14 protein-coding genes are annotated in these 12353 nt (G+C 57.5%); 12 read left to right on the top strand and 2 right to left on the bottom strand.

All coding sequences use genetic code 11. The features are described 5' to 3' along the window. Positions 1-63: 63 nt before the first annotated feature. Positions 64-549, top strand: a complete 486-nt coding sequence (locus E3Z29_RS24900) for a YajQ family cyclic di-GMP-binding protein (RefSeq protein ID WP_003227548.1) — start codon at positions 64-66, stop codon at positions 547-549. A 151-nt stretch (positions 550-700) separates the two neighbouring features. Beyond that, positions 701-1543: a mechanosensitive ion channel family protein gene (locus E3Z29_RS24895; RefSeq protein WP_027612528.1), complete on the top strand. Its 843-nt coding sequence runs from the start codon at positions 701-703 to the stop codon at positions 1541-1543. Positions 1544-1787: 244 nt separating this feature from the next. Here the strand turns inward: E3Z29_RS24895 and E3Z29_RS24890 are convergent, their stop codons facing one another. Continuing rightward, entirely contained in the window at positions 1788-3146 is a 1359-nt protein-coding gene (locus E3Z29_RS24890; RefSeq protein WP_098965276.1) for an OprD family porin, read from the bottom strand. 897 nt (positions 3147-4043) lie between these two features. On the opposite strand from E3Z29_RS24890, the gene E3Z29_RS24885 reads away from it, so the two are divergent. After that, the gene (locus E3Z29_RS24885) at positions 4044-4469 is read left to right on the top strand and encodes an HIT domain-containing protein (protein ID WP_027612530.1); all 426 of its coding nucleotides are present in this window, start codon (positions 4044-4046) and stop codon (positions 4467-4469) included. Positions 4470-4472: 3 nt separating this feature from the next. After that, a complete protein-coding gene (locus E3Z29_RS24880; RefSeq protein ID WP_007962092.1) occupies positions 4473-4679 on the top strand; it encodes a SlyX family protein in 207 nt (68 codons plus the stop codon). A 72-nt stretch (positions 4680-4751) separates the two neighbouring features. Here the strand turns inward: E3Z29_RS24880 and E3Z29_RS29815 are convergent, their stop codons facing one another. After that, complete coding sequence (locus tag E3Z29_RS29815; RefSeq protein ID WP_134787184.1) at positions 4752-5354, bottom strand: cold-shock protein; 603 nt, start codon at positions 5352-5354, stop codon at positions 4752-4754. A gap of 310 nt (positions 5355-5664) precedes the next feature. Between E3Z29_RS29815 and E3Z29_RS24870 the strand changes: the two genes are divergently transcribed. The 8 genes from E3Z29_RS24870 (at position 5665) to ruvB (ending at position 12233) form a co-directional block, all read left to right on the top strand. After that, complete coding sequence (locus E3Z29_RS24870; protein WP_007912745.1) at positions 5665-6135, top strand: Dps family protein; 471 nt, start codon at positions 5665-5667, stop codon at positions 6133-6135. 186 nt (positions 6136-6321) lie between these two features. After that, positions 6322-6657, top strand: a complete 336-nt coding sequence (locus tag E3Z29_RS24865) for a ribbon-helix-helix domain-containing protein (RefSeq protein ID WP_027612532.1) — start codon at positions 6322-6324, stop codon at positions 6655-6657. Positions 6658-6790: 133 nt separating this feature from the next. Beyond that, positions 6791-7012, top strand: a complete 222-nt coding sequence (locus tag E3Z29_RS24860; RefSeq protein ID WP_003227532.1) for an FmdB family zinc ribbon protein — start codon at positions 6791-6793, stop codon at positions 7010-7012. A 100-nt stretch (positions 7013-7112) separates the two neighbouring features. Beyond that, positions 7113-8888 carry an aspartate--tRNA ligase gene (gene aspS / locus E3Z29_RS24855; protein WP_003227530.1) on the top strand — a complete coding sequence of 592 codons (1776 nt, stop codon included), beginning with the start codon at positions 7113-7115 and terminating at the stop codon, positions 8886-8888. A gap of 127 nt (positions 8889-9015) precedes the next feature. After that, on the top strand, positions 9016-9762 hold the full coding sequence (locus E3Z29_RS24850; RefSeq protein ID WP_003227527.1) for a YebC/PmpR family DNA-binding transcriptional regulator: 747 nt from the start codon (positions 9016-9018) through the stop codon (positions 9760-9762). A gap of 158 nt (positions 9763-9920) precedes the next feature. Next, positions 9921-10448 carry a crossover junction endodeoxyribonuclease RuvC gene (gene ruvC, locus E3Z29_RS24840; protein WP_103303956.1) on the top strand — a complete coding sequence of 176 codons (528 nt, stop codon included), beginning with the start codon at positions 9921-9923 and terminating at the stop codon, positions 10446-10448. A 114-nt stretch (positions 10449-10562) separates the two neighbouring features. Then, on the top strand, positions 10563-11171 hold the full coding sequence (ruvA, locus tag E3Z29_RS24835) for a Holliday junction branch migration protein RuvA (RefSeq protein WP_003227522.1): 609 nt from the start codon (positions 10563-10565) through the stop codon (positions 11169-11171). Beyond that, complete coding sequence (gene ruvB, locus E3Z29_RS24830) at positions 11172-12233, top strand: Holliday junction branch migration DNA helicase RuvB (protein ID WP_007962024.1); 1062 nt, start codon at positions 11172-11174, stop codon at positions 12231-12233. Positions 12234-12353 lie beyond the last annotated feature (120 nt).

Raw genomic sequence — 12353 nt, 5'->3', positions numbered from 1 at the left:
TTTTAACCGCAAGCCAAGCGCGCTCCATCCTCATCGAGCGCGCCTTTTTATTGGAGAGACTACATGCCGTCGTTCGACGTGGTATCCGAACTGGACAAACACGAGCTGACCAACGCGGTCGAGAACGCCGTGAAGGAACTCGATCGTCGCTATGACCTGAAAGGCAAGGGCAGCTTCGAGTTCAAGGAAAAGGACCTGACCGTCAACCTGACCGCTGAAGCCGGGTTCCAGCTGGAAGCGATGATCGAGATCCTGAAGCTGGCCCTGACCAAGCGCAAGATCGATGTGCAGTGCCTTGAAGTAAAAGACGCTTACGCCTCGGGCAAGCTGATGAAGCAGGACGCGATCCTCAAGGAAGGCATCGACAAGGAGCTGGCGAAGAAGATCGTCGCGCACATCAAGGACGCCAAGCTCAAGGTACAGGCCGCCATTCAGGGCGAGCAGGTACGTGTGACCGGCAAGAAGCGCGATGACCTGCAGGAAGCCATCGCGGCCCTGCGCGCCAAGGAATTCGGCATGCCACTGCAGTTCAACAACTTCCGCGACTAAGTCCGGTCAGATGGCTGTGGGAGCGGGCTTGCTCGCGAAAGCGGTGTGTCAGGCAACTCATTGTTGAATGACACAGCGCTTTCGCGAGCAAGCCCGCTCCCACTTTTAATTTGTGTACAGCCCCGGGTAGCCGGACATCAGGAGATGGAAGATGGATTTGAATGCAGAGGTAGACAACCTGGTCAAGGCGTCCCAGGCGTGGATTCCGATGATCATGGAATACGGCAGCCGCGTGCTGCTGGCGGTGATTACCCTGGCCATTGGCTGGTGGCTGATCAACAAGGTCACGCAAAAACTCGGCGGTCTGCTGGCCCTGCGCAATGCCGACCTGGCGCTGCAAGGCTTCATCAGCAGCCTGGCGAACATCATCCTCAAGGTGCTGCTGATTGTCAGCGTCGCCTCGATGATCGGCGTGGAAACCACCTCGTTCGTGGCCGCGATTGGTGCTGCCGGCCTGGCCATCGGTCTGGCGTTGCAGGGCAGCCTGGCGAACTTCGCCGGCGGCGTGCTGATTCTGCTGTTCCGTCCGTTCCGTATCGGTGACTGGATCGAAGCGCAAGGTGTGGCGGGTACTGTCGACAGCATCCAGATTTTCCACACCGTGCTGCGTACCGGTGACAACAAGACCATCATCGTCCCGAACGGCAATCTGTCGAACGGCATCATCACCAACACCAACCGTCAGCCAACCCGCAAAGTGGTGTTTGACGTGGGTGTGGATTACGAAGCTGATCTGCAAAAGGCCCGTCAGGTGCTGCTGGATCTGGCCAAGGATGAGCGCGTATTGCAGGACCCTGCGCCACAAGCGGTCATTTCGACGTTGGGTGACAGTTCGATCACTGTTTCCCTGCGTGTGTGGGTTAAAACTGCAGACTATTGGGACGTGATGTTCATGTTTAACGAACAGTCGCGTGACCGTTTGAAAACTGCCGGTATTGATATTCCGTTTCCACAGCGGGTTATTCGAGTAGTTCAGGAATCGGCTGTTCAGTAATACCACTGATACTTGGCCTCGCGGTCAGTTAATGAGTGGACTAACCCAAGAGCTGTCCGCACTCTTGGGTTTTTTATGTCTGATCTAGATGTTCGTTGGCTAATAAGTAGCTAGCTACTATTGTTTGTACGGTCAGAAACAGGAAGGCAGGGCAAACTTGATTCATAAAAAAACCGCTCACCTGAGTCAGGTGAGCGGTTCTTGTTAGAGCAAAGCTCTACAGTACGTCAGCTGCATATCCCGATTAGAGGATGTTCAGTGGGTACTCGACGATCAGACGGGTGTCGTTGTTGTCAGACGCGTAGCCGCTGTACGCGCCGTTCGAACGGTACATGGCGTAACGCAGACGGAACGACAGATCCTTGGCTGGACCTTCCTGGATCACGTACTTGGACTCGGCGTTCCACTCGTTTTCTTTACCTTCACCCAGACCGTTGGTCTTGATGTTGTCACCCTTCACGTAGCGGGTCATGAAGCTCAGGCCAGGAACGCCATAAGTCTTCATGTTCAGGTCGTAACGAGCTTGCCAGGAGCGTTCTTCACGGCCCACGAAGTCGGAGATCTGAATGGAGTTGGCAACGAAGATGGTGCTGTTGCCGTCAACGCCATAGTAGTAGGCATTGTCGCCGCTGGAGCGCTGGTGAGCGATGGTGAACTTGTGCGCGCCGAGGCTGTAGGCTGCTGCCAGGGACCACAGTTTGTTGTCTACGCCACGGGTGTCGTTGTCAGGGGTTTCGTCGCCAATGGCGCTGACCAGGTTGCCACGCTTCTCGCCTTCGGTTTTATAACCGTTGAAGTCGAAGTTCAGCGACTGGTCTTCGGCGATAGGCAGGGTGTAGTTCAGATTGATGTATTGCTTCTTGAAGTACTGGTCGGCATCCGAAGCGGCCAATGCACCGGTGAAATTGTCGGTGAAGGCATAGCTGGCGCCGAAGATGTTGATGCTGGTCAGGCCCTTGCCACCGTTGCCGTTCTCATCAGGCAGGCCGCCGATGCTGTCGCGGCCCATGCCGGTTTGCTTGCTCAGGGCGGTGAAGCGACCTGCGCTCAGTTCCAGGCCTTTGATCTCTTTGGAAGTGATCAAGGTACCGGTAGCCACTTCTGGCAACAGACGACTGTCGTCAGTGGCGAAGACCGGGCTGGCAACGAATTGCTGACCGTATTTCAGCACAGTGTCGGAAACGCGGAATTTGACAGCGCCGCCGATCTTGCCTTGGGATTTCTCTTCGTTGCCGTCGCTATCAATCGCGAACAGGCCGTTACCACGACGACCCGAGCCACCGTCCAGCTTGACCGAACCCATGGCCATGGCGTCGAGACCGAAACCTACGGTGCCTTGAGTGAAGCCCGATTCGTAGGTCAGCAGTTGGCTGACACCGGTGTCCTGGCGATAGCCGCTTTCAAAACCCGGGGTGCCGTCTTTCTTTGCAACGTTACCGGCACCATTTTTGTAATCGCGGTTCATGTATTCCATACGAGTCTTCAGTTTCAGACTCTGGTCTTCCAGGAACCCTTTGGCGTCATCCTGCGAAGATGCCATTGCGAACTGCGAGGTGCCTGCTGCAACAGCCAGGGCGATCATGCTCCACTTCATCACGCGCATCGTGATTTGCTCCTTTGGTTTTTAGAAGAGTACTGCCGTCCCACCTGTTTTATTATCTGGGCGGCTCTTTCTTTTTGTGTCGGCGCAAACTTATATCACGCCGACAATGTTGGCGATACTTGCTAATCCAACCTTTCACCTTCTTTACGACGCTGTCGCAGATGGCTTTGTAGATGTCGCAAATTCACAGTACCGATGCAATCGGATCGACAACTTTCTCGCTGTTTTTCTAGCCTTTCGCATCGCTAAAAAAGAGTCCCTGGCAAAACACTTGAATCTCCATCGGGCAACCCTGCCACTGTTTTTGTTGGGCCTAAGGCTCCCACTTCCCGTGGTGCGCTTATAGTCCATATGGGTACGAATGCAACAAGCGTGCACAAACCGCGTTCTCTACGCGGTTATTTTTCTGAACACTCGTCACTCGCTGTAAAAACCTCATAAATACTGGGCCTCAAGCCCTTCTTTATCAGGGCTTGACGCCATCCCTCGCTTGGTGTTGTCGAGCAGGTTCGTGCGCGCGACAACGAAAAACGTTACCGGTTCACCCCGCCAGTGAGTATTCGGCGGATGCCCGACGCACTGAGCGTAGACGCGCTGTGCGGTTTTGGTGCAAAAAATTTTCCAGTTGTTCCGGATTCATACAGTTTGAGCGGGAGCAGGGGATGAACGCTTTGGGCTTTTCTGGTCATTTCATTGTGCTGCACCGCGCAGTCGGTTCCGTCATGGTGCGTGCCGCCCGAAAATGTCGCATGCAGGAGCGTTGAGCAATGTCTATCCTGGCACGCTCATCGTGAAGCCCGGCGCATTCGCAGGTATGCTGCCTGCCTGTCGCTTGGCGTCATGCCTGTCTGGATGGCCGCTAAGCTGAATTGTGTAGATCAGCCGGGAGTGCACGCAGTGTTTGCTTTAGATTCACGACTTCAACAGGACACCCTGACCATCGGCGATTTCCCGCTCTGCCGGCTGCTGCTGTCCAACGATGCCAATTACCCGTGGTTCATCCTGGTGCCTCGTCGCGACGATATCAGCGAGTTGTTTCAGTTGGATGTCGCCGACCAGCAGCAGTTGTGGCAGGAAACCACGGCGCTGGCCGAGTTGCTCAAGGACTTGTTCGATGCCGACAAGCTGAACGTCGCGACGCTGGGCAACGTTGTCAGCCAGTTGCATATGCATGTGATCGTGCGCAAGCGTGACGATGCGGCATGGCCGGCGCCGGTCTGGGGCAAACACCCGGCCAAACCCTACAGCGCCGAGCAGGTCGCGAGCATTCGTGAGCGGCTGCGTCTGGTGCTGACCGAACACTTCACGTTTCTGGAGGGTTGAACCATGAACCTTGAAGAACGCGTCACCGATCTGGAAAGCCGTCTGGCTTTTCAGGATGACACCATTCAGGCGTTGAACGACGAACTGGTGGCGCAGCAGCGGGTGATCGAGCGCTTGCAACTGCAAATGGCGGCGTTGCTCAAGCGTCAGGAGGAGATGGTCGGGCAGTTCGATTCTTTCGAGGAAGAGGCGCCACCACCGCATTACTGATGCCAACACCTTTATGCAGGCGTAAAAAAACCGCGAGCAGCCTGGCTGTTCGCGGTTTTTTATTGCCTTGGATCAGCGACGCGGCAGGGCGGCGATCACGTCCTCGGCTTGCAGGCCTTTATCCCGGTTCATCACCGAGAACTCAACGCGCTGGCCTTCGACCAGTACGCGGTGGCCTTCGCCACGGATTGCACGAAAGTGCACGAAAATATCATCGCCGGAATCCCGGGAGATAAAGCCGAAGCCTTTGGACGTGTTGAACCACTTGACGGTACCGGTATCGCGGTTGCTCATGTCATAGGTGACAGGTGCGGCAGCCGGTGAAGATTTGTAGAAGCTCACGGCCAAGTGCACAACCACGGCAACCAGAGCGATCACCAGGCTGAACAACACCGCCGGTTGACCGGCGATGACTGGCATCGGTGCGATCAGGGTCAGGGTTTGCAGGACGACAGTCAGCACGAGAAGAGCGCTGACCAGATTTTGCAGATGCTGGCGCGGGCCTTTGTTCCAGTAAGGAATCACTGGAGCGATGACCAGATTCAGCAGGCCGAAAAAGGCCAGGTAAAGTGCATCGGGTTGTTGCAGGTAAGGAACGGCTTCGGATTTCAAGCTAGGTATGAACGACAGCAGCAAGGCCGCTGCGCCCATTAGCAGGTGGACGATTTTCAACATTTTGATTGGCTCACGTTATGACGGCTCACAAGGAAGAGCTGAAGGCGCACGGTTCGCTTCGGAACAATAAAGAGGCGTTGGACACGTGCCCGGCATCAGCCTATGCGCGACACCCCCGAAAAATGGGGCGTAGCGACACACTGCCTATTTAACAGCAAAGCCTGCAGCTACTCAAATTACCCCGGCCAGCGGCACGTGCCCGGTCGATTTGTCGCATGGCGAGTGAAGATTGTCGGCTGCGAGGTGGCGGCTGCCTTGCTAGAGTGGGTCTGCACCTGTTGGATGAATTCAATCGCCTTAGGGGGTAAACATGGCAATCGATATCGGTATCAGTGAAGAAGATCGCAAGTCCATCGTCGAGGGGCTGTCGCGGCTGCTGTCGGACACCTACGTGCTGTATCTGAAAACCCATAACTTCCACTGGAACGTCACAGGTCCGATGTTCAGGACCCTGCATCTGATGTTCGAAGAGCAATACAACGAGCTGGCGCTGGCGGTGGATCTGATCGCCGAGCGTATCCGCGCTCTGGGTTTTCCTGCGCCGGGTGCCTACGCGACTTACGCGCGTCTCTCCTCTATTAAAGAAGAAGTCGGGGTGCCAAGTGCCGAGGACATGATCAAGCAGTTGGTCGACGGCCAGGAAGCGGTCACTCGCACCGCTCGCGGCATCTTCCCGCTGTTGGACAAGGTCAGTGACGAGCCGACGGCCGACTTGCTGACCCAGCGCATGCAGGTGCATGAGAAAACCGCGTGGATGTTGCGCGCGTTGCTCGAGGCCTGATAGTCCGGTGCGCGGACGTCCGCAGGTGTGGATGTCCGCATACTGTTTCAAATCTTACTGAACATGTCGGCTTATCCTACGCTGCTGGGCAACTAGTCGTCTGGCGCTGACTTTGCGTCTGCGTTTTTATGAAGGCACAGGATGTTGTCTTTATAAAAGCAGCGATGACAAAGGAGTGTCAGCGATATGGTAGGTGGAGACAGGCGATGCGAGCACGTCGGTTCGCAACGGGAAATGAAGGTCGATCCGTTTGTCAGCGATTTCGATTTTGAGCTGATCCGGCCGCTGGCCAGATCAGTGCGTTTGAACGGCTTTGCCACTTGCTTGAGGCTCGAGCAGGTTTACTGGAACATTCTTGGTGACATGGCCGGGCACAACGGCTGTTCGGTCAGCACGCTGCTGTCACATGTGGACCGCGAAGTGCACCTGCGCCACGGCGGGGTGAAAAACTTCAGTGGTCTGGTACGGGTGGTGTGCGTGATGAATGGCCTGCGCGATACCCCGGCGGCCGTCATGCCCTGAACGGGCAATACTTGAAATGACGTGGCGGGCTGTGCAGTCTTACGGCTGCACAGCCCGCATTTAATGGATATAATCCCGCTCTTTCGCCGCAAAGCCCTGCGCGCGGTGGCAATCTGATCGCCGAGACACCCCCATGCCGATGTACGATTATCAATGTGCTTCCTGTGGTCATCAGTTGGAAGCCATTCAAAAGATCAGCGAGGCACCGCTGGTCGACTGCCCTGCCTGTCAGGCGCCAGAGCTCAAGAAACAGCTGTCCATGCCGGGTTTTCGCCTCAGCGGCAGCGGTTGGTACGAAACCGATTTCAAGACCGGAGCCAAGAAGAATCTGGCCGGTGGCGACAAATCTGACTAGGGTTCAGGCCCAGGTCGAACGACACGCGTGAGATTCTGCAGTGCTTGAGTGCGACGGGATCTCCACCGAATTTCGAATTACGAGAAGCGAAACCACTACCATGATGCGCAGCCATTATTGCGGCCAACTGAACGAAAGCCTGGAAGGCCAGGAAATTACCCTTTGCGGATGGGTTCACCGTCGTCGCGACCACGGCGGGGTGATTTTCCTCGATATCCGTGATCGTGATGGTCTGGCTCAGGTGGTGTTCGATCCGGATCGCGCCGAGAGCTTCGCCGCCGCCGATCGCGTACGCAGCGAATACGTCGTGAAGATCACCGGTAAGGTGCGTCTGCGTCCGGCCGGTGCGACCAACGCCAACATGGCGTCGGGCATGATCGAAGTGTTGGGCTACGAGCTGGAAGTGCTGAACGAGTCGGAAACCCCGCCGTTCCCGCTCAACGAATACTCCGACGTCGGCGAAGAAACCCGCCTGCGCTACCGCTTCCTGGACCTGCGTCGTCCGGAAATGGCCGAGAAGCTGCGTCTGCGTTCGCGCATGACCACCAGCATCCGTCGCTTCCTCGACGAGAACGGCTTCCTCGACGTCGAAACGCCGATTCTGACCCGTGCTACCCCGGAAGGCGCCCGCGACTACCTGGTGCCGAGCCGTACTCACGCTGGTTCGTTCTTCGCCCTGCCGCAATCGCCTCAGCTGTTCAAGCAACTGCTGATGGTTGCCGGTTTCGACCGTTACTACCAGATTGCCAAGTGCTTCCGCGACGAAGACCTGCGTGCCGACCGTCAGCCTGAGTTCACTCAGATCGACATCGAGACCAGCTTCCTCGACGAAAAAGACATCATGGGCCTGACCGAAGGCATGATCCGCAACCTGTTCAAGGAAGTGCTGGATCTGGAATTCGGCGAATTCCCGCACATGACCTTTGAAGAAGCCATGCGTCGTTACGGTTCCGACAAGCCGGACCTGCGTAACCCGCTGGAACTGGTCGACGTTGCCGATCAACTCAAAGAAGTCGAATTCAAGGTGTTCAGCGGCCCGGCCAACGATCCGAAATGCCGTATCGCTGCACTGCGCGTTCCAGGCGGGGCGAGCATGCCGCGCAAGCAGATCGACGACTACACCAAGTTCGTCGGCATCTACGGTGCCAAGGGCCTGGCGTACATCAAGGTCAACGAGCGCGCTGCCGGTGTTGAGGGTCTGCAATCGCCGATCGTGAAAAACATCCCTGAAGCCAACCTGAACGTGATCCTCGATCGCGTCGGCGCGGTTGACGGCGACATCGTGTTCTTCGGTGCCGACAAGGCCAAGATCGTCAGCGAAGCCCTGGGCGCGCTGCGTATCAAGCTCGGTCACGACCTCGACCTGCTGACCTGCAAGTGGGCGCCAATGTGGGTCGTCGACTTCCCGATGTTCGAAGAAAACGACGACGGCAGCTTCTCGGCGCTGCACCACCCGTTCACCGCACCGAAGTGCTCCCCAGAAGAGCTGGAAGCCAATCCGGCCGGCGCGCTGTCCCGCGCCTACGACATGGTGCTCAACGGCACCGAGCTGGGTGGCGGTTCGATCCGTATCCATCGCAAGGAAATGCAACAAGCGGTGTTCCGTCTGCTGGGTATCAATGAGGCGGAACAGGAAGAGAAATTCGGCTTCCTGCTTGACGCGCTGAAGTACGGTGCACCGCCGCACGGTGGTCTGGCTTTCGGTCTGGACCGTCTGGTGATGCTGATGACCGGCGCCCAGTCGATCCGTGAAGTGATCGCCTTCCCGAAAACCCAGAGCGCTGCGGACGTCATGACGCAAGCCCCGGGTGTGGTAGATGCCAAGGCACTGCGCGAGCTGCACATTCGTTTGCGCGAAACGCCAAAGGCTGAGTAAGACGGGCCTGAAGGCGCATCTTCGGATGCGCCTTTTTTCTTTCTATAGAGAGCAGGTCGAGATTTTTTGTTGGCTGGCCACTGCGTGAGCAGGGCGGGCAACGTTTCAAGAGAATTCGGAGCGAGTTATGGCAGGTCATTCCAAGTGGGCGAACATCAAGCACCGCAAAGAACGTCAGGATGCCAAGAGAGGCAAGATCTTCACCAAGTGGATCCGTGAACTGACCGTTGCGGCCCGTCAGGGCGGCGGCGATCCGGGTTCCAACCCGCGTCTGCGCCTGGCCCTGGACAAGGCCCTCGGTGCGAACATGAGCCGCGACATCATCGACCGCGCCGTTGCGCGTGGCGCCGGTGCGACCGAAGCGGATAACGTTGAAGAACTGACCTACGAAGGTTACGGCCCGGGCGGCGTGGCGGTGATGGTCGAGTGCATGACCGACAACCGCAACCGTACCGCAGCTGCCGTGCGCCATGCGTTCAGCAAATGTGGCGGCAACCTTGGTACCGACGGTTCGGTTGCGTACCTGTTCGAACGCAAAGGGCAGATCAGCTTCGCCCCGGGCGTCGACGAAGACGCCCTGACCGAGGCGGCGCTGGAAGCCGATGCCGACGACGTGGTCAGCCATGAAGACGGCTCGATCGATGTGTTCACCTCGTTCACCAGCTTCTATGCGGTGCGTAACGCGCTGGAAGCGGCGGGTTTCAAGGGTGACGACGCAGAAATCGTCATGCAGCCGACCACCAGTGCTGAACTGGATCTGGAAGGCGCGGAGAAGGTGCTCAAGCTGATCGACATGCTCGAGGATCTGGATGACGTGCAGAACGTTTACTCCAACGCAGACATTCCCGAAGATGTGGCCGCTCAGCTCGGTTAAGAGCGACTAGGCTTCAATGTGGGAGCGGGCTTGCTCGCGAAGGCGGCATATCAGCAAGCATCAATGCTGAATGACACACCGCCTTCGCGAGCAAGCCCGCTCCCACATTGGTTATTCGCTGTTTTGAATTTCTTGTTTTTACCGACTCCGCAGGCGTTATGACTTTAATTCTGGGTATCGACCCCGGCTCGCGCATCACCGGTTACGGGGTTGTTCGCGATACAGGCCGCGGCGGCTGCATCTATGTGGCCTCGGGCTGCATCCGTACCGGCGCCGGTGAGTTGCATGAGCGGCTGCAGATCGTTTATCGCGGCGTGCGTGAAATCATTCAGACCTATGGCCCGGTGACCATGGGCATCGAAAAAGTGTTCATGGCGAAAAACGCCGACTCGGCGCTCAAACTTGGGCAGGCTCGCGGCGCCGCCATTGTGGCTGGCGCTGAAGAGTGCCTGGAGATTGCCGAGTACACCGCCACCCAGGTCAAGCAAGCTGTGGTCGGCACCGGCGCCGCCAATAAAGAACAGGTGCAGATGATGGTCATGCACATGCTCAAGCTGACCAGCAAACCGCAGATCGATGCCTCGGATGCCCTGGCCATCGCGATTTGTCACGCGCACACCCGTTCCAGCCTGCTGCCGCATGGCCTGGGAACCGCACGCAGTCGTGGCGGGCGCCTGCGTCTCTGATAGCATCAGCAATCATTTTTGCGGAATGCGGATTTCGCGCCTGGGTCGTCGGCCCGATTCCCGCCTTCCATCTGTCGCCAGCCCACGGCTGGCCAACGCTCAAGGATCTGAAACGTGATTGGACGCTTGCGCGGCACCCTGGCTGAGAAACAGCCGCCGCACCTGATTCTGGATGTAAACGGCCTCGGGTATGAGCTGGAAGTGCCCATGACCACCCTTTATCGTCTGCCGTCGGTCGGTGAACCGCTGACGCTGCACACCCATTTGGTCGTACGCGAAGACGCGCAGTTACTCTATGGTTTCGCCGGCAAGCGTGAGCGAGACTTTTTTCGCGAGTTGATCCGTCTCAATGGTGTCGGGCCGAAACTGGCCCTGGCCTTGATGTCGAGCCTTGAAGTCGATGAACTGATCCGCTGCGTGCAATCCCAGGACACTTCGGCGCTGACCAAGGTCCCGGGGGTCGGCAAGAAAACCGCTGAGCGCCTGCTGGTCGAACTGAAGGATCGCTTCAAGGCCTGGGAAACCTCGCCGGCCATGTTCGCCCTGGTGCCGAATCAGCCGGACGGCCCGGCGCCGGTCAACACCGCTGAAAACGATGCGGTCAGTGCGCTGATTTCCCTGGGCTACAAGCCGCAGGAAGCGAGCAAGGCGATTACCGCCATCAAGGACAAGAATTTGAGCAGTGAAGACCTGATCCGCCGCGCCCTGAAGGGAATGATTTAAGTGATTGAAGCTGATCGTCTGATCGCCGCCGCGCACAGCCCGCGCGAGCGCGAAGAAGTCCAGGATCGGGCCATTCGCCCGGTCAGTCTGGCCGACTATATTGGCCAGCCGACCGTGCGCGAGCAGATGGAACTGTTCATCCAGGCGGCGCGTGGTCGCAGTGAGTCACTGGATCACACGCTGATCTTCGGCCCGCCGGGTCTGGGTAAAACCACGCTGGCCAACATCATTGCCCAGGAAATGGGCGTGTCGATCAAGAGCACGTCCGGTCCGGTGCTTGAGCGTCCGGGAGATTTGGCGGCACTGCTGACCAATCTGGAACCGCACGACGTGTTGTTCATCGACGAAATCCATCGTCTGTCGCCCATCGTTGAAGAAGTGCTGTACCCGGCGATGGAAGATTTCCAGCTCGACATCATGATCGGCGAAGGGCCGGCGGCGCGCTCGATCAAGCTTGATCTGCCACCGTTCACCCTGGTGGGCGCCACCACCCGTGCCGGCATGCTGACCAACCCATTGCGTGACCGCTTCGGTATCGTCCAGCGTCTTGAGTTCTACAGCACAGCGGATCTGGCGACGATTGTCAGTCGGTCTGCGGCTATTCTCGGTCTGCCACTGGATCCGGAGGGTTCTTTCGAAATCGCTCGTCGTGCCCGTGGTACGCCGCGAATCGCCAATCGTCTACTGCGTCGGGTGCGCGATTTTGCCGAAGTGCGCGCCAAGGGCCATATCACCAAGTCGGTGGCCGATCTGGCGTTGAACCTGCTGGATGTCGATGAGCATGGCTTCGATCATCAGGACCGGCGCTTGCTGCTGACCATGATCGAGAAGTTCGATGGCGGCCCGGTGGGTATCGACAGTCTGGCGGCGGCGATCAGTGAAGAGCGCCATACCATCGAAGATGTGCTGGAGCCGTACCTGATTCAACAGGGTTACATCATGCGTACGCCACGGGGCAGGGTGGTGACACGGCATGCGTACCTGCATTTCGGTTTAAACATTCCGTCACGAATGGGTGAAATGCCCGTGGCAGACGAGTTTCTCGATGCCGTGGACGATTGATACACATTTTTTGGCGATTTATTCAGCGTTTGTACTGTCACAGGACGGTACTTTTGCGGTAAAGCCTTAAACACTGAAAAAACAGTTGCCTGGCCGGATTGGCAACCCGAGGAGTAAGCA

The organism is Pseudomonas sp. S150, from assembly GCF_004526365.1.
GTDB lineage: Bacteria > Pseudomonadota > Gammaproteobacteria > Pseudomonadales > Pseudomonadaceae > Aquipseudomonas > Aquipseudomonas putida_A.
The sequence above is the reverse complement of the archived record's forward strand: the minus strand, read 5'-3'. Positions and strand labels throughout refer to the sequence as shown.

Excerpts from the sequence above, each read along its gene's own strand:
- E3Z29_RS24900 (WP_003227548.1), top strand. The coding sequence starts at position 64 with ATGCCGTCGTTCGACGTGGTATCCGAACTGGACAAACACGAGCTGACC.
- E3Z29_RS24895 (WP_027612528.1), top strand. The coding sequence starts at position 701 with ATGGATTTGAATGCAGAGGTAGACAACCTGGTCAAGGCGTCCCAGGCG.
- E3Z29_RS24890 (WP_098965276.1), bottom strand. The coding sequence starts at position 3,146 with ATGCGCGTGATGAAGTGGAGCATGATCGCCCTGGCTGTTGCAGCAGGC.
- E3Z29_RS24880 (WP_007962092.1), top strand. The coding sequence starts at position 4,473 with ATGAACCTTGAAGAACGCGTCACCGATCTGGAAAGCCGTCTGGCTTTT.
- E3Z29_RS29815 (WP_134787184.1), bottom strand. The coding sequence starts at position 5,354 with ATGTTGAAAATCGTCCACCTGCTAATGGGCGCAGCGGCCTTGCTGCTG.
- E3Z29_RS24870 (WP_007912745.1), top strand. The coding sequence starts at position 5,665 with ATGGCAATCGATATCGGTATCAGTGAAGAAGATCGCAAGTCCATCGTC.
- E3Z29_RS24865 (WP_027612532.1), top strand. The coding sequence starts at position 6,322 with ATGGTAGGTGGAGACAGGCGATGCGAGCACGTCGGTTCGCAACGGGAA.
- E3Z29_RS24860 (WP_003227532.1), top strand. The coding sequence starts at position 6,791 with ATGCCGATGTACGATTATCAATGTGCTTCCTGTGGTCATCAGTTGGAA.
- aspS (WP_003227530.1), top strand. The coding sequence starts at position 7,113 with ATGATGCGCAGCCATTATTGCGGCCAACTGAACGAAAGCCTGGAAGGC.
- E3Z29_RS24850 (WP_003227527.1), top strand. The coding sequence starts at position 9,016 with ATGGCAGGTCATTCCAAGTGGGCGAACATCAAGCACCGCAAAGAACGT.
- ruvC (WP_103303956.1), top strand. The coding sequence starts at position 9,921 with ATGACTTTAATTCTGGGTATCGACCCCGGCTCGCGCATCACCGGTTAC.